This is a genomic window from Agromyces sp. Root1464 (genome assembly GCF_001427265.1).
GTDB classification, from domain to species: Bacteria; Actinomycetota; Actinomycetes; order Actinomycetales; family Microbacteriaceae; genus Agromyces; species Agromyces fucosus.
This window is the reverse complement of record NZ_LMFU01000001.1, coordinates 631,426-651,622: the sequence shown is the minus strand read 5'-3', so window position 1 is coordinate 651,622 and position 20,197 is coordinate 631,426. Positions and strand designations below refer to the sequence as shown.

The following is a 20,197-nucleotide window of genomic DNA, read 5'->3' as shown; positions in this document are numbered from 1 at the left end:
GTCGCAAATCGCGATTCTTTGGTCAGGAGGAACTTGAACTCGCCGGCGTGCAGTCGGAGCCGTCGGGCTTCCTCGTGCTCGTGACGTCGGCGGCGGCTGTCCTCGCATTGGTGGGCGCGTTGCTCGGCCTGGCCAACGGGTCGTCGGTCCTCCTCGCGTTGTTGTTCGCAGCGCTCACCCCGATCCTGGCCAAGGTCGTCCTCATCTCGCGAACGGCAAAGCGGCGTGCCAAGTTCGCCGAGCAGATCGACGACATGGTGCAGATGATCGCGGGCGGTCTGCGGGCGGGGCACGGTCTCAGCCGGTCGATCACCGCTGTCGCGACGGAATCCGAATCACCCATGCGCGAGGAACTCGCACGAGTGGTGAATGAGACGCGCTTGGGACGACCTTTGGCGGATTCGCTCCTGACCACGGCCGCTCGCATGCGGAGCCCCGACTTCGAATGGATCGCTCAGGCGATCGCAATCAACCAGGAGACCGGCGGCAACCTCGCGGAGGTGCTCGACCAGGTCGGCAAGACGATCCGCGACCGCAACGAGATCCGGCGACAGGTCAGTGCGCTGTCAGCAGAAGGCCGTCTCTCGGCGATCATTCTCGTGGCCCTTCCGATTGCGGTGTTCCTCCTCCTGATGGCCACGCGCCCGAGCTATATGAGCGTGCTGTTCGAGACGGTGCTCGGCCTCATCTCGCTCGTCATCGCCGTGTTGCTGTTGATCGTCGGCATGATCTGGATCTCGTTCACGGTGAAGGTGAAGTTCTGAGATGCCCGTATTCATCATGGTGATCGGACTGCTCAGCGCAGCGGCGTTCGGGGTGTTCGTCTTCCTGCTGTTCCCAGCGACGACGAAGGGTCCGGTGGCAGCGGTCGACGTCTCCGAGATCGCGCAACCGACCGCGGTTCCGGTGCAGCAGTCGACGATCGGCACGAGGTTCGTGGCTGCCGCTCCGAAGGGCTATATCGCGTGGATCGAGCGCCAGATCCTGCACGCGGGCCGGCCTGGAGGATGGACGGTCGCACGGATCCTCGTGTGGAAGGTCGTGCTCACGCTCCTCGCCGTGGTCTTCGGGTGGATGTTCGTCGTGTCGGGAGGGGTCGAGCCGTTCAAGGTGCTCGTCGCCGTCGTGCTCGTCGCGATCGCGTTCGCCCTGCCCGATGTGCTCATCAACAGCAGGGCCCACGATCGTCAGACCGCGATCAACAATGCGTTGCCCGACACGCTCGATCAGATGACGATCGCCGTCGAGGCGGGCCTCGGATTCGATGCGGCGATGGCGAAGTCCGCTCGAAACGGAAAAGGTCCCTTGGCCGAAGAACTGATCCGCGTACTGCAGGACATGTCGATCGGCCGAACGCGACGCGACGCCTTTCTGGAACTCGACCACCGAACGAACTCGGTCGATCTGAAGCGGTTCGTCCGAGCGGTGGTGCAGGCAGATGCCTATGGGATCGCACTCGGCGACGTGCTGCGCGTGCAGGCCGGCGAGATGCGATTGAAGCGTCGTCAGCGTGCCGAGGAGCAGGCGCAGAAAGTCACCGTCAAGATCCTCTTCCCGCTCATCTTCTGCCTACTGCCGGTCCTTCTCATCGTGGTCATGGCGCCTGCGGTCATCGGGATCATGGACGCGTTCAGCCAGGTCCGGTGAATCCTCAGGTCCCTCGGAGACGCCGCCGTTCCTGCGGAGTCGCGGGCGGAACAGGAAGAGCGGATACAGCGACACGCACGTGATCGCGAACGCGATGAGTGCGAACGTCTCGTTGTTCATGAGCACCACGATCGAAATGTGGAGGCCGACGCCGAGCAGCGCCGCCAGCCGGCGACTCGCGGGGAACCAGAGGCCGATCGCGATGATGAGCTCCACGACGACGGTGAGCACGGCGGCCATGAAGAAGAGCTGCCACGGAAGGGGGATCCACACCCATTTCGAGAGTGGTGCGCCGGTGATGAACGTCGGGTTCATCTTGCTCACGGCTGAGAAGAAGTACAGCACCGAGAGCTGACTCATCATGAGCAGCTGCGGCCACCAGGGCACGGTGGCGTGACTGCGCCGAGTGACGGCCCAGGTCGAGTCCGAGCGTGCGAACACGAGGTACGCCATCAGCAGCGTGGCGAGCCACCGGTGGCTGCTGTAGGCCTGCTGGTCGGCGAGCAGGATCGCCGCATTCAGCACGACGGTGAGGATGGCCGCGGGCGCCGTCATCCAGCCGATCGTCACCGCGACCCCCGCTGCGATGGCGAGCACGAGGCCGGCGATCAGCCACGGCAGTTCGAGCGCGGGCAGCCCGGTGAAGACGGGCGCGGCGAGGTAGCCGGCCGAGACGCGTTCCAAGATGGTGAATGCCTCGATCGCATTGAGGATCGTGGCGATGCCGAGCCCGATTCTGGCGATGGCCACCGGGCGTGCGTCGGTTCGGATGTCGATCAGTCGCATTCGATGCTCCGAACCCGGCCCGACTGCTCCACCTGCACGCTCACCGCGGCAGCGTCTGCCTCGCAGATCGCCTCCGGAAGCAACGGCAGCCAATCGATTTCCGGGCGATCCTTCGCCACGATCCGGTCGAGGTCGACGACCGGGTGTTCGGCTCCGTCGGCACCGACAGTGATCGCCGTCACGCCACCGAGGGACGAGTACATCTGGAAACCGAACTCCTGTGGAGGCGGTTGGAGCAGTGCTATGAGCGGGAGCGCGATCTGCAGGCAGATCACGGCGCAGATCGCGACTGTTCCGATCACTCCACCCAGATGGCGACCAGACGACATCACCGTGCGGCCGGTCGCGCCGGCGCCGGCTTCGTCGTCAGGGCTGCCCACGCTCTCACGCTAGGGCCTTCGCTGCCCGGCACCAACGCCCACGTTGTTGGGCCACTCGGCAGGAGCGAGACGGACCGCGGCCGAGAGTGCAATCGACGACTCCGACCAGCCCTGCTCCGGATGCCGGGGTCGACGTCGCTAGGCTGAGGCCAGACCGAGGGGAGGCGGCATGGTGGAGCCTGCGCACCCCGAGCCCCGCGGCCCCGAAACCTGGCGTCCCGACGTACTCGGACCCGGCTTCGAGCAGCTCACCCTCCCACTCGGCAGCGACAATGAGGGCGAGGTCGTGGCCACCCTCGTGCGGCACCGGCCGCCGTGGCGCCTTCGATTGGCGCGAGGCGCGGCATCCGGAGCCGACGTGCTCTACGTGCATGGCTGGAGCGACTACTTCTTCAACCCCGGCCTCGCCGAGTACTGGTCGAACGCCGGCGCACGGTTCTTCGCGCTCGACCTGCGCAAGTACGGCCGCAGCCTGCGTCCCGGCCAGACGCCCGGGTACATCACCGACCTCGCCGACTACGACGCCGACATCGACGCCGCGCTCGCCGCGATGGGGCACGGTGCGCCCGACGGCTCCGACGGTGAGGATGCCGCGGCGCGGGCCAGCAACAGTCGGCCGCTGATCCTGCTCGGGCACTCGACCGGCGGGCTCACGCTCAGCCTCTGGGCTGCACGGCACCGGGGCCGGGCCGCGGCGCTCGTGCTCAACAGCCCGTGGCTCGAGTTCCAGGCGAGCAAGATGGGGCGCGAGGCCCTCGCACCGGTCATCGGCTGGGGGGCGAGGGTCAACCCGCTCGCGCCGCTGCCGAACGTCGACCTGGGCTTCTACACCCGCACGGTCTCGAAGGAGCTCGACGGCGAGTGGGAGTACAACCACGAGTGGCGGCCCGACCGCGGGTTCACGGTGCATCCGGCCTGGCTGAACGCCGTGCTCGTGGGGCATGCCACGGTCGCCGCGCGCATCGACGTGGGCGCCCCGGTGCTCACCCTGCTGTCGAAGCGATCGACGCTGCAGGCGCGCTGGGATCCGGCGATGGCCTCGAGCGACATCGTGCTCGTCGTCGACGAGGTCGCCGAGCGCACGCTGCGGCTCAGCCAGGTCGGCGCCGTGGCGCGCATCGACGGCGCGCTGCACGACGTGTTCCTGTCGCGGGCTCCCGTGCGTGAGGCGGCGTACGACGCGATCACGCAGTGGCTGCGCGGCTACGCCCCGCACCGCCGCTGAGGCCTCGCTCCCGCTCCCGCTCCCGCTCCCGCTCCCGCTCCCGCTCGCGCGACGAGCTGCGCTGCAGAGGACACGTCGCGCACGACCTCCACCGCGCATCCCCTCGCGGGAAGGACTCCGCGAGTGCCGTACGAGGACGCATCGCTCGCCACTGAGCCTCCACAGGCGCCACGGCTTCCGGCCCCCTCCCGAAAAGGCTGGCGCACCACAGATCGGATGCCGCGACTCGCCATGATCAGCAGATGCCCGATGGTCTGATCGTCAACGAGAACGGCTTCATCCTCGCTCGCGATGCTCGGGCAGCCGGCCTTGCATCGAGTCTCCACCGAGCCCTCGCGGCAGGCGAGATCGACCGAGTGCGGAAGGGCGTCTACGTCCTCCGGCGCGAACCCGACCCGAAGATGAGCAAGGCCGAGCAGCGAGCCATGGCGTATCGCCGACAAGTACTCGCCGCCGGCCAGACGTTGACCGCGCCGGTCTTCGCCTCGTACTCGGCTGTGGCGCTGCACCGGCTCCCGATCTACGGCGAGTGGTCGCCGAACATCCACGTGCTCTCACCTGATGGACACGGCCACCGTCGAACAGGGCTCATTTCGATCGCGCGGTGCCACGACCCCGCCATCGAGACGATCGAGGGGTGCGCCGTGACCGCGGTCGAGGCATCCGTCATACAGTTCGCGCGCGACGCCCCGCTTGCTGCGGCCCTGACTGCGGTCGATGCAGCGATTCGAACGACACGCCTCCGCACTCATCCGCCGAAGACGACGATCGAACGACTGTGGGCCGAACACGAGCGGATGGGCCGCTATACGGGCGTGCGCAAGGTTCGAGCGGTGCTGGAGCGATCGAGCACGCTGGCCGATACGCCGCTCGAAACCTGCAGTCGGCTCGTCATCGAGGAATGGGGGTTCCCCGAACCCGAACTGCAGCACGAACTCTGGTTGCCGGAGCTCGGCAAGCGCGCCTTCCTCGACTTCTACTGGGAGGAGTACGGCGTCGGCGCAGAAGCCGACGGACGCGGCAAATACCTCGGGCAAACGGATGCCGCGGCATCCGCTCGCACCGTCGTCGAGGAGAAGGACCGTGAGAACGCCATTCGCAGGCAACTGCGGGGGTTCGACAGATGGGACTGGACCGAGATGCGCCAACGCTTCCCCGTGCGGAACCGTCTGCGTGCGGTCGGGCTTCCTGTCGTGCGGCGCCCGATTCGCCTGCTCTGAACCATTGGCACCGCGCTGTAGCGGCCGTTCGCGCGACGGTCCGCGCCCCAGAGGACGGACAACGCAAGACCTCCACGGCGCACAACGTCGCGCGAACGAGACACGAAGCGCGCGGCGCGGAGCGGCGCGCCTACCGGAAGTTGACGAACTGCAGCGCGACCTCGAGGTCTTTACCCTTGAGCAGCGCCATCGTGGCCTGCAGGTCGTCGCGGCTCTTCGAGGAGACGCGCACCTCGTCGCCCTGCGTCTGGCTCTTCACGCTCTTCGGTGCCTCGTCGCGGATGATCTTGTTGATCTTCTTCGCGTTCTCGGAGTCGATGCCGGCCTTCATCGTGGTCTCGATGCGGAACTCCTTGCCCGACGGGAACGGCTCCCCGGCGTCGAGCGAACGCAGCGAGATGCCGCGCTTGATGAGCTTGGCCTCGTAGACCTCGAGGATCGCCTTCGCGCGCTCCTCGCTGTTGGCCTTGATCAGCACCTTCTCACCGGACTGCTCGATCGACGCGCCGACGTTCTTGAAGTCGTAGCGCTGCGCGACCTCTTTCTGCGCCTGGTGGAGGGCGTTGTCGGCCTCCATCTGGTCGACCTTGGAAACGATGTCGAACGTTGCATCTGCCATGCCGCCCAGTGTATCGGCGAGCGGATGCCGCGTGGCTGGTCTCGATACGGCCGTGGGCGCGGCCTACTCGACCGACGTCAGGCCGGCGTCAGGCCGGCGGGCGCGCCGTCGACGAGCGCACGCGCAACTCGTACGGCAGGGGAGTGGCGGCGGGCGTCGCGGCATCCGCATCGCCCGGCTCGAGCTCGTCCATCAGGATGTCGACCGCCATCTCGCCCTGCACGCGAGGGAATTGCGCGACGGTCGTGAGGCCGAAGAAGTCGGAGAGGTCGTGATCGTCGATGCCGGCGATCGAGACGTCGCGCGGCACGACGAGTCCGAGGTCGCGGGCCGCGAGGATCGAGCCGATGGCCATCTCGTCGGATGCCGCGAAGATCGCGGTCGGCCGGTCGTGCGGGGCGCCGAGCAGCTGCTTCGCGGCGTGGTAGCCGCCGCGGATCGTGAAGTCGGCGGGGGCGAAGAGCCGGGGGTCGACATCGAGGCCGGCGTCGCGGAGCGCGCCCTCGTAGCCGATGCGGCGGTTCGTCGGCAGGTGGAAGTCCATGTCGAACTCGAGGTCGCCGCCGATGTGGGCGATGCGGGTGTGGCCGAGCCCGATGAGGTGTTCGGTCGCGAGGCGGGCGACGGCGACGTCGTCGATCGTGAGGGTGCGCACGCCGGGGATCGGGCCGCCGACGCCGACGAGCGGCTTGCCGAGCTCGTGCAGGCGCGCGACCTCGCGCTCGGTGAGCTCGAGCGAGACTGCGATGACCGCGTCGACCCGCTGCCGCAGCAGGAAGTGCTCGAACACGCTCGAACGCTCCTGGCCGTCGCCGGAGAGGTTGTAGAGGGTGAGGTCGTATCCGCGGCGCAGCAGCGCCTGCTGGGCGCCCTCGAGCACCGAGGAGAAGAACCAGCGGTTCAGGAACGGCACGACGACGCCGATGTTGCGGGTGCGGCCCGAAGCGAGGCTCGAGGCGTTGGAGGAGACGACGTAGCCGAGCCGCGCAGCGGCCTCTTCGACCTTCGCCTTCGATCCGGGGGAGACGTGGCCGCGCCCGCTGAGCGCGCGCGAGACCGTCGCGGTGGAGACTCCCGCGAGTCTCGCGACCTCTTCGATGCCGGCCATGGCTCCTCATTCCCGGCCATGCCGAGTCGATCTCCCGGCCTCGCCGAGTCGGTCCCCGGCCATGCCGAGTCAGGGGAATCCTACTCGGCCGTGCCCGCCGCGCCCCGCGTGGCGCGTTGTCTCCCAGCGGCGGGTGGGATAGAAATACGAGTCGGGGCTGGCTCACGGGGGTGGCGGCTCGCCCCTTGTCGCCGTCTCGAAGGGAAAGCACCCGTGAAGTGGCTCAAGGGCATCGCCGTGGCGTTGGTCGTGATCTTCGCCTTGTTCTACATGATCAGTCGTCCTGAAGACGCTGCCAACGTCGTGCAAGGCGCGTTCGGCGCAGTCGTCTCGGCCACCGAGGCCGTCGGCAGGTTCTTCAGCTCCCTCGCCTCATGACGCCATGAGCGTGTTCGGGTTCGATCCGCGCGTCGAGCGCCACCTCATCGCCGATGAGGGCGAGGTGATCGTCGACGAAGTGCGCAAGCACTGGGCGGCGGTCGTCGGGGCGATGCTCGAGATGACCTTGGCCGTGCCGGCGCTGATCCTGCTCGCGTGGGTGCCGCAGCCCCTGTACTGGTTCCCCATCTTCCTCGCGCTGTTCCTCTTCCTGCACGGGTTCTGGCGCATCCTGCAGGCCCGCATGGACCGCTTCGTGATCACGAACATGCGCGTGTTCCGCGTGCACGGCATCCTGTCGCAGCGCATCGCGACCATGCCGATCTCCCGCATCCTCGACATCTCGGTGCACACCCCGCTCATCGGTCGGGTGTTCGGCTACGGCCACTTCGTCTTCGAGTCGGCCGCGCAAGACCAGGGGCTCCGCGAGATCCGCTTCGTCGGGTCGCCGGACCAGCGCGGCGCCACGATCCAGCGCGTCATCCAGCGCTCCGGCCTGCGCGGCCCCGCCCGGCAGATCGGCCGCAGCGAGCAGTTCGACACGGCGCCCGCGCCGACGCCGGTACCGCCGCGCTACGACCCCGCGCCGCAGCCCGATCGCTACGACACGACCCCGCCGCGCGACCCGAACGACACCGCCGAGATGCCCTGGTGGCGGTCGTAGGCCGTCGATTTCTCGCACCGGCCCTCGGCGGGTATCCTTGACAGGCCCCCGGTTGTGTGCAGAACGTGGTCGGGTGCGATGGCGAGTTACCCAAGCGGCCAAAGGGATCTGACTGTAAATCAGACTGCTCAGCATTCGGGGGTTCGAATCCCTCACTCGCCACCAAAGAAGCCCCGGTCAGCCGGGGCTTTCGTGGTTTCAGGGGCGGATGCCCCGGTGCGCCGCGGATCCCGTCGGGCTAGCGTGTCAACATGAGTGACGACGCATCCGCTGCCCTGCTCGACCTCGCTCGGCGCATCGCGCTGCAGGCGGCGGAGTTCGCGTTCGAGGCGCGACGCGGCGGGGTGAGCATCGCCGAGACGAAGTCGTCGCCGGTCGACGTCGTCACCGCGGTCGACCGTGACACCGAGGCGCTCATCCGGCGTCTCGTGCTCGAGGCGCGACCCGACGACGGCTTCGTCGGAGAGGAGGACGCCGCCCGCATCGGAACGAGCGGCGTCAACTGGGTCGTGGACCCGATCGACGGCACCGTGAACTTCCTCTACGGCATTCCCGCGTGGGCGATCAGCATCGCGGTGGTCGAGGGCTCGGCGGATCCGGCGCGGTGGACGGCGCTCGCGGCCGTCGTCGTGAATCCGAGCACGGGCGAGGTCTTCGAGGCCCGCGCCGGCGGCGGAGCGTGGCTCGACGGTCGGCGACTGCAGGTCAACACGGATGTCCCGCTGAGCCACGCCCTCCTCGGCACGGGGTTCGGGTACGCGGCCGAGGTGCGACGCGCCCAGGCCGAGGTGCTGCTCGAGCTGCTGCCGCTCGCGCGGGACATCCGTCGCATCGGCTCGGCCGCCCTCGACCTGTGCGCGGTGGCCGCGGGCAGTCTCGACGCCTATTACGAGCGCGGACTGAACCCGTGGGACCACGCGGCCGGCGCGCTGATCGCAGCCGAGGCGGGCGCGAAGGTCGGTGGCCCCGGCGGGGGAGCCGCGACGTTCGAACTCGTGATCGCCGCGGCGCCCGGGCTCTACGAGGAGATCGCCGAGGCGCTGCGACGCGCCGGTGTCGATGCCTGACGCATCTCCGGCGATCGCCGCGGATCTCGTGGACGTGCAGCGTTCTGACAGGCGGAGTTCGCGGTTCGACGTGGCATGAGCGACTGAGAACGGGTAGTCTTTACCAACCTGTTATCTCGGCCCCGTCGGGATGTCCACCTCCCCGCGTTGTCCGTTTTCCACGAAGCCGAGAGTTTTCCCCCACGTGCTCGAGTCCCCCCTCGTGCCCGACGATTCCACGCCAGGCACCCAGGCCCTTTCGCGGCCCGAGCGACCCCTGACTCGTCGTGAACTGCGTGAGCGCGAGTCGGCCGAGACCGCCGCGGCGCAGCGTGCCGCGGCCTTCGGGCAGCAGCAGACGGCCCCGGCGGCCGCACAGGGCGCTCCGTTCGAGCGGCAGACGGATGCCTCGTGGCAGGCGGTCTTCACCCCCGCCGCTGCGGCCGAGCCGGCGCCGCCGGCCCCCGCGTTCACCGCACCGGCGTATCCCACGGCTCCCGTGTATGACGCTCCCGCGTTCACGGCTCCCCCCGCTCCCGCGTATCCCACGGCCCCGGTGCATACCCCGGCTCCGGCATCGCCCGCTCCGGCCTTCGCCGCGGCCCCCACCGTTCCGGTTCCCGGGGCCTTGCGGCCGAGGCGATCGGCGGCCGAGATCCCGGCATCGCAGGCGCAGTCGGAACCGTTCGCGCCCGTCGCCCCCGCAACACATGCAGTCCCCGCAACACACGCGGTCCCCGCAGTCCCCGCAGCTCCCGCAGTCCCCGTCGTCATCGCAGCCCCCGCTCCGACCCCCCAGGCCGAGCCGGTCGACCTCCCGGTCGACAGGAACTCGGCCTTCTCCGTGTCACGGGCCGGCTCCGAGGCGGGCGCCGCCTTCGACGACCTCTTCGCCGACCTCGGAGACGAGCCCGACGCGTCGGCGTCCGGCGGGCGCCGTGCCGACGCATCCGCTCGCTCGGCTCGGCCGTCGCGCGCCGAGCGCAAGGCCGCGAAGGCCGAGAAGGCGCCGAAGGGCGCCAAGGCCGCCAAGTCCTCCCGTTCCGCCGCCGTGGCCACGACCCCAGCGGTTCCGGTCGCAGCGCCCGAGGCGGCTCCGTCGGCGACCGCCGACTTCGCCGCGGTGATCGCCGCCTCTGCGATGACGCGCATCCCGAGCGGCGCCGAGGCACCCGCGCCCGATTCGCAGTCCGCCGAGCAGTTCGTGCCCACCGCGGTCTGGCAGCCGTCGAACGGCGTCGCCGCGGCGCAGGAACGGCCTCGTCGTTCCGCGGGTCCCGACGCCGTCGGTGCGCGACGCTCCACGGCTCGCGAGGGGTCGTCGGCTCCCCGGGCCACGACCGGCTCCCCGAAGCCCACGGCGAAGCGCCGGGTGACGCGCGCAGGGCGAGTCGCCCGCATGTCCAGCGGCTTCGTCGCCATGAGCTTCGCGGCACTGCTCGCCGTCGCGACATCCGTGCCCTCGCTCTCGCTCCTCTCACCCGCCGACGTGCAGGCCATGGCGCTCGAGCAGGCGACGATCGGCAGCGAGCCCGGCCAGCAGGTCGAGATCACCGGCGGCACGCTCGCGCAGACCGTCCAGCGCGACGGCTACGAGACGCAGACCATCGACGAGTACGCGCGCGCAGCCGGCATCCGGCCCGAGGCGACGTTCACGAACAACCCGTCGGGCACCATCCAGTGGCCGTTCGCGGTCGGCGTCCACATCGGCGACCGGTTCGGGTACCGCGACTGCGCCGGTTGCTCGAGCGACCACGGCGGCCAGGACTTCAACCCCGGACTCGGCGCCGAGATCCAGTCCATCGCCGACGGCGTCGTCGCCAACTCGACGGACTCCGGCGGATCGCTCGGCGTCGTGATGATGATCGACCACATCATCGACGGCGAGCTCGTCACGAGCGTCTACGCGCACATGGAGTACAACTCCCGCCGCTTCGAGACGGGCGACACCGTCAAGGTCGGCGACGTGATCGGCCAGACCGGCGACACCGGCATGTCGACCGGCCCGCACCTCCACTTCGAGATCCGCCTCGGCGGCATGAGCGGCACCAAGGTCGACCCGCTCGACTGGCTGTACGCCAATACCAACTGACATGCGACCGCACGTCCACGGGCGCACCGTCGACGGTGAGACCCGGTGCGTGCACTACGCGACCGACGTCGACATCGTCGCCATCCGCTTCGCGTGCTGCGATCGTTACTACCCGTGCCACGCCTGTCATGCCGAGGCCGAGGGGCACCCCGTCGTGGTCCGGCCGCGCGCCGAGTGGGACGAACCCGGCATCCTGTGCGGAGCGTGCGGCACCGAGCTCTCGGTGACCGCGTACCGGTCAACCGATTCCTGCCCCGCCTGCGCCGCCGACTTCAACCCGCGCTGCCGCCTGCACTGGGATCTCTACTTCGAGGCGTAGGCGTAGGCGTAGGCATAGGCGCAGGCGCGCGCCCGGGCCCCGGTGCGCGCAGCACGAACGACGACGGCGCCGCCCCCGTCGAGACGGGAACGGCGCCGCAGGTGACGCGTGAGGCTACGCCGAGAGCCACACCGTGGTGTCGGCGGGCAGCGTGCGGCCGTCGATCGGCTCGCTCGAGAGCAGCACGTCGCCGTCAGGCAGGTCGACGGGGGAGTCCCCGGCGTTCGCGACCACGACGACGTCGCCGTTGCGGAACGCCACGGTCGACTCGGGGTAGCCGGGCAGCCACTCGAGCGTGCCCGCACCGAGGTCGTGCGCCCGGCGCCGCGCGAGGGCGTCGCGGTAGAGCGAGAGGGTCGATGAGGCGTCGCCGCGCTGCACGTCGCGCGCGAGCGCGGCCCACTGCTCGGGCTGCGGGAGCCACGAGGCATCCGTCGGGCCGAAGCCGTACGAGGGCGCCGCCGATTCCCAGGGCAGGGGCACGCGGCATCCGTCTCGCCCGTAGCGCTCGTGGTTCGTGCGGAACCACGTCGGGTCCTGGCGGGCGTCGTCGGGCAGGTCGATGACCTCGGGCAGGCCGAGCTCCTCGCCCTGGTAGAGGTAGACCGAACCGGGCAGCGCGAGCATGAGCGCGGTCGCGGCGCGGGCGCGGCGGAGGCCGGGTGCGTACTCGGGCAGGCCCTTCGAGCGCGGGCCGAGGCCGTGGCCCTGCGGGTTCGCCTCGGTGACCGACAATCGAGTGGCGTGGCGCACGACGTCGTGGTTCGAGAGCACCCAGGTCGACGGCGCGCCGACCGCGGCGAACGCGGCGAGCGAGTCGTCGATGACGTGGCGCAGCGCCTCGGCGTTCCACGGCGTCTCGAGGTAGGCGAAGTTGAACGCCTGGTGCATCTCGTCGGGGCGCACCCACTTCGCGAGTCGGGGCAGCGGATCGACCCAGGCCTCGGCCGCGAGCACGCGGTCGTCGGGGTACTCGTCGAGCAGCTTCCGCCAGTCGCGGTAGATCTCGTGCACGCCGTCCTGACCCCAGTACGGAGCGCCGTCGCCGGGCTCCGCCGAGATCTCGGGCTCGAGCGGCACACCCGAGGTCGCCGCGCCGCCCATGCTGCCGCCCTCGGCCGGGGGCGTGAAGTCGGGGAGTCCCTCGGCCTTGATCATGCCGTGGGCGACGTCGACGCGGAAGCCGTCGACCCCGCGGTCGAGCCAGAAGCGCAGGATGCTGCGGAACTCCTCGCGGACCTCGGGGTTCGTCCAGTCGAAGTCGGGCTGCGAGCTGTCGAAGAGGTGCAGGTACCACTGGCCGAGCGTGCCGTCGGCTTCGACGACGCGGGTCCATGCCGGCCCGCCGAAGACGGACTCCCAGTTGTTGGGTGCCTCGGAGCCGTCGGCGCCGCGGCCGTCGCGGAACAGGTAGCGGGCGCGCTCCGCGCTGCCCGGCGCTGCGGCGAGTGCTGCCTGGAACCACTCGTGCTCGTCGGAGGAGTGGTTCGGCACGAGGTCGACGATGACGCGGATGCCGCGGGCATGCGCCTCGGCGACCATCGCGTCGAAGTCGGCGAGGGTGCCGAAGAGCGGGTCGACGTCGCAGTAGTCGGCGACGTCGTAGCCGGCGTCCCGCTGGGGCGACGTGTAGAAGGGGGAGAGCCAGATCGCGTCGATGCCGAGCTCCTGCAGCGCACCGAGGCGCGAGGTGATGCCGGCGAGGTCGCCCATGCCGTCGCCGTTCGCGTCGGCGAACGACCGGGGGTAGATCTGGTAGATCGCGGCGGTGCGCCACCATTCGGAAGTCATGCGGAAACTGTACGTCATCTCGATACCTGATGGAAACGCTTGCAGTTTCTACTCGTCGCACGATGGTTACAAACCGGTATCAATACGCGCTACCTCATTTGGTAAAGGGGACGAGGCAAGGTATACCTGTAATCGCTTGCACCAAGCGAGCACTCCATACGGAAGAACGGCCTTTCGGGCGCGGTGCCCCGTTTCACAGCGGAACGGGCGACTCTCACCAGGCGAAGGCGCCGTCTCACGCACACTGAGAAGGGCACACCAATGAGGGTGAACACGAAGAGCCTCCTTGCTGCCGGGGCCGTCGCGGTTGTCGCGACGCTCGGGCTCGCGAGCTGCTCCGCCGGCGACAGCGGCTCCGAGGGCGAAGCCTCGGCGAGCAGCACGCTGACGGTCTGGGTCGACGCCGAGCGCGTCGACGCGCTGAAGGGCGCGGCTGACGCATACACCGAGAAGACCGGCGTCAAGGTCGACCTCGTCGGCAAGGACAACGCCGACATCAAGGACGACTTCATCCAGCAGGTTCCGACCGGCAAGGGCCCCGACATCACCATGGGCGCCCACGACTGGCTGGGCGAGCTCTCGACCAACGGCGTCGTCGCCCCCATCGAACTCGGCGACTCGGCCGCCGACTACCTCCCGGTCGCGATCGACGCGTCGACCTACGAGGGCACGACCTACATGCTCCCCTACGCGGTGGAGAACATCGCGGTGCTCCGCAACGCCGACCTCGTTCCCGAGGCCGCCACGAGCTTCGACGACATGATCGCCAAGGGCCAGGCCGCCGGCCTCACCCAGCCGTTCGTGGTCGAGCAGGGCGCAGAGGGCAACCCCTACCACCTGTACCCGTTCCAGACCGCGTTCGGCGCTCCCGTCTTCGGCAGCGGCGCAGAGGGCTACGACCCCACCGACCTGCAGCTCGGCAACGCGGGCGGCGAGCAGTTCGCCACGTGGCTCGGCAGCCAGGGCAAGAACGGCACCGGCGTCTTCAACACCGACATCGACGGCGACATCGCCAAGCAGGCCTTCATCGACGGCACCGCGGCCTTCTGGCTGACCGGCCCGTGGAACGTCGGCGCCGCGACCGACGCCGGCATCAACGTCGCGATCGACTCCGTGCCGAGCCCGACCGCCGAGGTCGCGTCGCCGTTCGCCGGCGTCAAGGGCTTCTTCGTCTCGTCCGAGTCGAAGAACAAGGTCGCCGCGAACGACTTCCTCGTCAACTACATCGGCACCGAAGACGTTCAGCTCGAGCTGTTCAAGGCCGGCAACGTGCTCCCCGCGCTCTCGGCTGCCGCTGAGACCGCGTCGAGCGACCCGATCGTCGCCGGCTTCGCCGCCGTCGGCGCCGAGGCAGTGCCGATGCCCGCGATCCCCGCGATGGGCGCCGTGTGGCAGTACTGGGGCATCGCCGAGGCCGACATCATCAACGGTGCCGACCCCGTCGCGACGTGGCAGAAGCTCGCCGCCGACGTGCAGGCCGCGATCAGCAAGTAACGACTGAGAAGCTCCGGGCCGGATGCCGCTGCGGCATCCGGCCCGGAGCACTCACGTTCGACGAGAAGAGCGAGCAGGATGAGCACCACGATCGACGACGAGGTCTCCGCGGCGACGCCGCAGAAGCCGACGAAGAAGCAGCGGCGTGCCGCGAACATCGCCGACGCGGCATCCGGTGGGCTGAAGATGCTCCTCGTGAAGCTGCTGATGCTCGGCCTCGTCGACGCGATCGCGATCTACGGGGTCATCATCCTCGCGAGCGCCGAGCAGTGGCTCGTCGCGGCGATCGTCGCGGTCGTCGCGGTGATCGTCAACTGGATCTACTTCTCGCGTCGCAAGCTCCCCGCGAAGTACCTCACGCCCGGCGTGATCTTCCTCGTCGTCTTCCAGGTGTTCGTGCTCGTCTACACGGGCTACATCGCCTTCACGAACTACGGCACCGGCCACAACGGGTCGAAGGAGCAGGCGGTCTCGTCGCTCATGGCCTCCTCGCTCCAGCGCGTCGAGGACTCGCCCACCTACCCCGTCACCGTCGTCGACCAGGGCGGCACGCTCGGCCTGCTCGTGACGGACCCCGACGGCGAGGCGCTGCTCGGCACCAGCGAGCAGCCGCTCGCCCCCGTCGACGCCGAGATGGACGGCGACAAGGCCGTCGCCGTCGACGGCTGGACGACCCTGCAGTTCGCCGACGTGATCTCCCGCACCGACGAGATCACCGAACTCGCCGTGCCGTTCTCCGACGACCCGAACGACGGAGCGCTGCGCACCCCCGACGGCTCGAGCGCCTACCTCTACCTCTCGAACCTCGAGTACGACGAGGCCGCCGGCACGATGACGAACCTCGACACCGGCACCGTTTACTCTGACGTCGGCACCGGCGCCTTCACCTCCGAGAGCGGCGAAGAGCTCCTGCCCGGCTGGCAGATCGTGGTCGGCTTCGACAACTTCGTGCGCGCCGTCACCGACGAGCGCCTCGCCGGCCCGCTCGTCTACGTCACGCTCTGGACCTTCGCGTTCGCGCTCATCTCGGTCGCGTCGACGTTCTTCCTCGGCCTCTTCCTCGCGATCGTCTTCAACGACATGCGCATGAAGGGCCGCAAGTACTACCGCGTGCTCATGATCCTCCCGTACGCCGTGCCGTCGTTCCTCTCGGCGCTGATCTGGGCCGGCATGATGAACGAGAGCTTCGGCTTCATCAACCAGGTGCTCTTCGGCGGGGCATCCATTCCCTGGCTGACCGATCCCGTGCTCGCCAAGTTCTCGGTGCTGCTCGTGAACCTGTGGCTCGGCTTCCCATACATGTTCCTCGTGTGCACGGGCGCCCTGCAGTCGATTCCCGAGGAGCTGCAGGAGGCGGCGACGGTCGACGGCGCGAAGCCGTGGGCGGTGTTCCGGCTCATCAAGCTGCCGCTGCTGCTCGTCTCGGTCGCGCCCCTGCTCATCGCGTCGTTCGCGTTCAACTTCAACAACTTCAACGTGATCTACATGCTCACCGACGGCGGGCCGAGGGACTCGAACGCCCCGATCCCCGTCGGGTTCACCGACATCCTGATCTCGATGGTCTACAAGGTGGCGTTCACCGGGCAGACGCGCGACTACGGTCTCGCGAGCGCCTACTCGATCATCATCTTCATCATCGTGGCCGTGATCTCGGTCATCGCCTTCCGACGCACCAAGTCCCTCGAGGAGCTGAACTGATGGCCGCCCAGCAGCCCGTTCCCGGAACCCAGACCGGCCTCGTCATCGGCGAGGCGGCGGAGTTCGCGGATGCCTCGACGCGTGCGAGCGTCTCGATCGCACGCGACGGCGGCGACGGCGGCCCCGGCCGTGAGATCGCGCGCCGGCCGTTCAACCTTCGTCGCTGGTTCGCTGCGACCGGGTGGCGCCACATCGTCGGCATCGTGATGGTCGTGTTCTCGCTCTTCCCGATCGTCTTCGTGATCTCGTCGTCGCTGAACCCGCACGGCACGCTCACCGGCTCGAACGCCCTCTTCTCGGCGATCGGCCTCGAGAGCTACGTGCGCATCCTCACCGACCCGCAGGTGCCGTTCCTCACCTGGTTCGGCAACACGCTCATGATCGCCGGCATCACGGCGGTGCTGACGGTCTTCCTCGGGGCGCTCGCCGCGTACTCGTTCTCGCGAATGCGCTTCACCGGCCGTCGCTTCGGCCTGATCTCGATCGTCGTCGTGCAGATGTTCCCGCAGCTGCTCGCCGTCGTCGCGATCTTCCTGCTGATGAGCGCGATCGGAGACTGGTTCCCGGCGATCGGCCTGAACACGCACATCGGCCTGATCATGGTGTACCTCGGCGGCGCGCTCGGGGTGAACACGTACCTCATGTACGGCTTCTTCAACACGGTGCCGGCGTCGATCGACGAGGCCGCGAAGATCGACGGTGCCGGTCACGCCCGCATCTTCTTCACGATCATCCTGCGGCTCGTCGCCCCGATCCTCGCGGTCGTCGCACTGCTGTCGTTCATCGCCTCGGTCAACGAGTTCGTCGTGGCATCCGTGCTGCTCATCGACACCGACAAGCAGACGCTCGCCGTCGGCCTCACGAAGCTCGTGTCGAACCCGCGCTACGCCGACTGGAGCGCCTTCTCGGCGGGTGCCGTCATCGCGGCGCTGCCGGTCGTGGCGCTCTTCCTCTTCCTGCAGAAGTACATCGTCGGCGGGCTGACCGCCGGCGCCGTGAAGTAGCAGCCGCCCGCCCGGACGGTGCGGCCTGTCACCTGCGTGTCATGCGCAGGTGGAAAGGTGATGGAATGACCCCGCCGACCGCACTGGCCCCGCCGACTCCACTTGCTCCGCACCACGACGGATCACCGCTGCACGTCTCGACGCAGACGCCCGCGCTCGGCGAGACGGTGCGGCTGCGCCTGCGCGTGCCCGAGTCGTTCGGGCCGGTCTCGTGGGTCGGCACCCGGTCGAACCCGAACCGCGAGCCGCGGTTCGACGAGGCCGTGCTGCTGCCTTCGACGGGCTCGGGCAGCGGCGGCTCGGTCGACGGCTGGCAGTGGTGGGAGGCATCCGTCGAGGTCGAGAACCCCGTGCACGGGTACCGATGGCTGCTCGTCGGCGACGACGGCCGCCAGCACTGGCTGAACCAGCTCGGCCTGTCGACGGTGGAGACCCGCGACCACGACGACTTCAGGCTCGTCGCGCACGAGCCCGCGCCCGAGTGGGCGGCGTCGAGCGTGATGTACCAGGTGTTCCCCGATCGCTTCGCGAAGTCGGGGGCTGCGCCCTTCGATGCGCTCCGTGCGGCGGGCGAGCTGCCCGAATGGGCGATCGCGGCCGACTGGGGCGACACCGTCGACCCCGTGTATCCCGGGCGGTCGAAGCAGCTGTTCGGGGGCGACCTCGACGGCGTGCGCGAGAAGCTCGACCACCTCGCGTCGCTCGGCGTCGACCTGCTCTACCTCACGCCCGTCTTCCCGGCGCGCTCGAACCATCGCTACGACGCCACGACCTTCGACCTCGTCGACCCGCTGCTCGGCGGCGACGAGGCGCTCGTGCGTCTCGTCGAGGCGGCGCACGCCCGAGGCATCCGCGTCATCGGCGACCTGACCTCGAACCACTCGGGCGATGCGCACGAATGGTTCCGCGCGGCGCAGGCCGACGGAGAGACGCCGGAGCGCGAGTTCTACTTCTTCCGCGACGAGGCCGACGGCGGCGGCTACGAGTCGTGGCTCGGGGTGCCGAGCCTGCCGAAGTTCGACTGGAGCTCCGACGAACTGCGCCGCCGCTTCATCGAGGGCCCCGACTCGGTCGTGGCTCGGTTCCTCGGAGCGCCGTTCCACCTCGACGGATGGCGCATCGACGTCGCCAACATGACCGGCCGGCTGGGCTCAGCCGACCTGAACGCCGAGGTGCGCCGGACGATCCGCCGCACGATGCTCGACGCGAAGCCCGACACGCTGCTGCTGGGGGAGTCGACGAACGACGCCGCGAGCGACTTCCAGGGCGATGCGTGGCACGGGGCGATGACCTACACGCCGTTCACCCGCCCGCTCTGGAGCTGGCTGCTGGAACCGGGCAGCCCGGCCGGCGGCGGCCTCGGCTTCGCGCTGCAGCAGGTGCCCGCCTTCACGGGCGGCGACTTCCACTCGGCTCACTTGCGGTTCGCCTCGGGCTTCCCGTGGCGCACGCGCCTCGCGACCATGAACGCGCTCGACACCCATGACACCCCGCGCTTCGCGACGCATGCGCGACCCGGAGCCCTGCCCGTGGCCCTCGGCCTCGCGGTCTCGCTGCCCGGCATCCCCGTGGTCTGGGCCGGCGACGAGTTCGGGCTCACCGGGGTCGACGGCGAGGCCTCGCGCACGCCGATGCCGTGGGGAAGCGAGACCTCCCCCGAGGTCGTGCCCGTGCTGGAGACGTACCGCTCGCTGCTTCGGTTGCGCCGCGAGCGCCCGGTGCTCGCGACCGGCGGCATCCGCTGGCTCGCGATCGGCGACGACGCGGTGGCGTTCGTGCGCGAGTCGGCCGAGGAGTCGGTGCTCGTGTTCGCCGCGCGTTCGGAAGCGACGCTGTCGATCGACTCGGTCGCGCTCGGCGCGGAGCTCACCGCAGCGGATGCCCCGGCGCCGCTGTACGGGCACGCGCGAGTCGAGGCATCCGCTGGTCTCGTGACCCTTCAGGCCGACGAAGCCGGCTTCGCCGCGTGGAGCCTGCCGGGCATCTCGGCGCCGTCCTGGGGATAGTTTCGACGAAGTCGCGGGCGGATGGCTACTGTCGGAATCCCCAACCGAGAGGACCATTCATGCAGCCTCCCGCGACTCATGCAGCCTCCCGCGACGCCCCCGGCGCCCATGAGGCTCGGACACGCGCCGTCGGCGGATCCGAACGCCACGAACGCCTTCGCAAAGGTGAGTGTGGCGCTGCTCGCCGGAACCCTCGTGTTGGGACTGAACGCCTCGATCACCGCCGTCATCTTCGGCCATCTCGCGTGGGCGCAGTTGCGGCGAGTTCCCCAACGCGGGCGAGGGCTCGCCCTGACCGGCATCATCGGTGGCTATGTGATGACCGCGGTGTGGTTCGTGGTCGGGTTCGTGCTCATCGCACTGGTGATTCTCTGGCCGTACCTGCTCTGGGGACTCGCAGAAGGCTAGTTGCAGGGCATGGTCGCGCTGGTTCGGAGGTGCCGCCGAGAGGTGATATCCTCGTACGGTTGCCAAGTGCGGCAACATGCCCCGATAGCTCAGTGGTAGAGCACTTCCATGGTAAGGAAGGGGTCGTCAGTTCAATCCTGACTCGGGGCTCTGGTTCACTTCGTTCGGCCGTTCGGCTGAGCGGGGAAGCCTACCCGGCGGGGTAGCTCAGGTGGTTAGAGCACACGGCTCATAATCGTGGTGTCGCGGGTTCGAGTCCCGCCCTCGCTACAACATCAGGACTCGGCTTGTCGCGGAATCGGTCCGTTGGCA

Annotated in this window: 19 protein-coding genes and 3 tRNA genes; 17 read left to right on the top strand and 5 right to left on the bottom strand. The window is 69.1% G+C overall.

The window, feature by feature from the left end:
• The first annotated feature begins 80 nt into the window (after nucleotides 1-80).
• Together ASD23_RS02980 and ASD23_RS02975 are read left to right on the top strand one after the other, a co-directional pair.
• Entirely contained in the window at nucleotides 81-764 is a 684-nt protein-coding gene (locus ASD23_RS02980; protein ID WP_157376990.1) for a type II secretion system F family protein, read from the top strand.
• 1 nt (nucleotide 765) lies between these two features.
• Nucleotides 766-1,647, top strand: coding sequence for a type II secretion system F family protein (locus tag ASD23_RS02975; RefSeq protein WP_056006019.1), 882 nt, complete (start codon nucleotides 766-768; stop codon nucleotides 1,645-1,647).
• Here ASD23_RS02975 and ASD23_RS02970 read toward each other — a convergent pair.
• Nucleotides 1,570-2,433, bottom strand: a complete 864-nt coding sequence (locus ASD23_RS02970) for an HTTM domain-containing protein (protein WP_056006016.1) — start codon at nucleotides 2,431-2,433, stop codon at nucleotides 1,570-1,572. The genes ASD23_RS02975 and ASD23_RS02970 overlap by 78 nt on opposite strands.
• Nucleotides 2,424-2,813: a hypothetical protein gene (locus ASD23_RS18755; protein ID WP_157376989.1), complete on the bottom strand. Its 390-nt coding sequence runs from the start codon at nucleotides 2,811-2,813 to the stop codon at nucleotides 2,424-2,426. Before ASD23_RS18755 ends, ASD23_RS02970 begins: the two co-directional genes overlap by 10 nt.
• Before the next feature lie 169 nt (nucleotides 2,814-2,982).
• Here ASD23_RS18755 and ASD23_RS02960 point away from each other — a divergent pair, with 169 nt between their 5' ends.
• Both ASD23_RS02960 and ASD23_RS02955 read left to right on the top strand, forming a co-directional pair.
• A complete protein-coding gene (locus ASD23_RS02960) occupies nucleotides 2,983-4,038 on the top strand; it encodes an alpha/beta hydrolase (RefSeq protein ID WP_056006010.1) in 1,056 nt (351 codons plus the stop codon).
• A gap of 242 nt (nucleotides 4,039-4,280) precedes the next feature.
• Complete coding sequence (locus ASD23_RS02955) at nucleotides 4,281-5,258, top strand: type IV toxin-antitoxin system AbiEi family antitoxin domain-containing protein (protein ID WP_056006007.1); 978 nt, start codon at nucleotides 4,281-4,283, stop codon at nucleotides 5,256-5,258.
• A 130-nt stretch (nucleotides 5,259-5,388) separates the two neighbouring features.
• On the opposite strand, the gene ASD23_RS02950 is transcribed toward ASD23_RS02955, so the two are convergent.
• Nucleotides 5,389-5,877, bottom strand: a complete 489-nt coding sequence (locus ASD23_RS02950) for a YajQ family cyclic di-GMP-binding protein (RefSeq protein ID WP_022891219.1) — start codon at nucleotides 5,875-5,877, stop codon at nucleotides 5,389-5,391.
• Nucleotides 5,878-5,965: 88 nt separating this feature from the next.
• A complete protein-coding gene (locus ASD23_RS02945) occupies nucleotides 5,966-6,985 on the bottom strand; it encodes a LacI family DNA-binding transcriptional regulator (protein ID WP_056006002.1) in 1,020 nt (339 codons plus the stop codon).
• A 213-nt stretch (nucleotides 6,986-7,198) separates the two neighbouring features.
• Here ASD23_RS02945 and ASD23_RS19030 point away from each other — a divergent pair, with 213 nt between their 5' ends.
• The 6 genes from ASD23_RS19030 to ASD23_RS02920 all read left to right on the top strand — a co-directional run bounded on the left by ASD23_RS19030 (nucleotide 7,199) and on the right by ASD23_RS02920 (nucleotide 11,484).
• A complete protein-coding gene (locus ASD23_RS19030) occupies nucleotides 7,199-7,363 on the top strand; it encodes a hypothetical protein (protein WP_165877421.1) in 165 nt (54 codons plus the stop codon).
• Nucleotides 7,364-7,367: 4 nt separating this feature from the next.
• Nucleotides 7,368-8,027: a PH domain-containing protein gene (locus ASD23_RS02940; protein WP_082571137.1), complete on the top strand. Its 660-nt coding sequence runs from the start codon at nucleotides 7,368-7,370 to the stop codon at nucleotides 8,025-8,027.
• An 80-nt stretch (nucleotides 8,028-8,107) separates the two neighbouring features.
• Nucleotides 8,108-8,192: transfer RNA gene (locus ASD23_RS02935), tRNA-Tyr, on the top strand.
• An 86-nt stretch (nucleotides 8,193-8,278) separates the two neighbouring features.
• Nucleotides 8,279-9,094 carry an inositol monophosphatase family protein gene (locus tag ASD23_RS02930; protein WP_056005999.1) on the top strand — a complete coding sequence of 272 codons (816 nt, stop codon included), beginning with the start codon at nucleotides 8,279-8,281 and terminating at the stop codon, nucleotides 9,092-9,094.
• 184 nt (nucleotides 9,095-9,278) lie between these two features.
• On the top strand, nucleotides 9,279-11,165 hold the full coding sequence (locus ASD23_RS19420) for a M23 family metallopeptidase (RefSeq protein ID WP_056005996.1): 1,887 nt from the start codon (nucleotides 9,279-9,281) through the stop codon (nucleotides 11,163-11,165).
• A 49-nt stretch (nucleotides 11,166-11,214) separates the two neighbouring features.
• Nucleotides 11,215-11,484: a CHY zinc finger protein gene (locus ASD23_RS02920; protein WP_327019775.1), complete on the top strand. Its 270-nt coding sequence runs from the start codon at nucleotides 11,215-11,217 to the stop codon at nucleotides 11,482-11,484.
• A gap of 114 nt (nucleotides 11,485-11,598) precedes the next feature.
• On the opposite strand, the gene ASD23_RS02915 is transcribed toward ASD23_RS02920, so the two are convergent.
• Nucleotides 11,599-13,275, bottom strand: coding sequence for a glycoside hydrolase family 13 protein (locus ASD23_RS02915; RefSeq protein WP_082571136.1), 1,677 nt, complete (start codon nucleotides 13,273-13,275; stop codon nucleotides 11,599-11,601).
• 261 nt (nucleotides 13,276-13,536) lie between these two features.
• Here ASD23_RS02915 and ASD23_RS02910 point away from each other — a divergent pair, with 261 nt between their 5' ends.
• From ASD23_RS02910 to ASD23_RS02880, 7 genes are all read left to right on the top strand, one after another.
• Nucleotides 13,537-14,769, top strand: a complete 1,233-nt coding sequence (locus ASD23_RS02910; RefSeq protein WP_056005987.1) for a sugar ABC transporter substrate-binding protein — start codon at nucleotides 13,537-13,539, stop codon at nucleotides 14,767-14,769.
• Nucleotides 14,770-14,847: 78 nt separating this feature from the next.
• On the top strand, nucleotides 14,848-16,467 hold the full coding sequence (locus ASD23_RS02905) for an ABC transporter permease subunit (RefSeq protein WP_056005985.1): 1,620 nt from the start codon (nucleotides 14,848-14,850) through the stop codon (nucleotides 16,465-16,467).
• Nucleotides 16,467-17,471 (top strand): sugar ABC transporter permease, encoded by a 1,005-nt coding sequence (locus ASD23_RS02900; protein ID WP_082571135.1) that lies wholly within the window; start codon nucleotides 16,467-16,469, stop codon nucleotides 17,469-17,471. The genes ASD23_RS02905 and ASD23_RS02900 overlap by 1 nt, the downstream gene beginning before the upstream one ends.
• Nucleotides 17,472-17,536: 65 nt before the next feature.
• On the top strand, nucleotides 17,537-19,477 hold the full coding sequence (locus ASD23_RS02895) for a glycoside hydrolase family 13 protein (protein ID WP_056005982.1): 1,941 nt from the start codon (nucleotides 17,537-17,539) through the stop codon (nucleotides 19,475-19,477).
• 108 nt (nucleotides 19,478-19,585) lie between these two features.
• Nucleotides 19,586-19,885 carry a DUF4190 domain-containing protein gene (locus ASD23_RS02890; RefSeq protein WP_162248722.1) on the top strand — a complete coding sequence of 100 codons (300 nt, stop codon included), beginning with the start codon at nucleotides 19,586-19,588 and terminating at the stop codon, nucleotides 19,883-19,885.
• A gap of 78 nt (nucleotides 19,886-19,963) precedes the next feature.
• Nucleotides 19,964-20,035, top strand: a tRNA-Thr gene (locus tag ASD23_RS02885).
• 46 nt (nucleotides 20,036-20,081) lie between these two features.
• Nucleotides 20,082-20,155 (top strand) — tRNA-Met (locus tag ASD23_RS02880).
• Nucleotides 20,156-20,197: the final 42 nt, after the last annotated feature.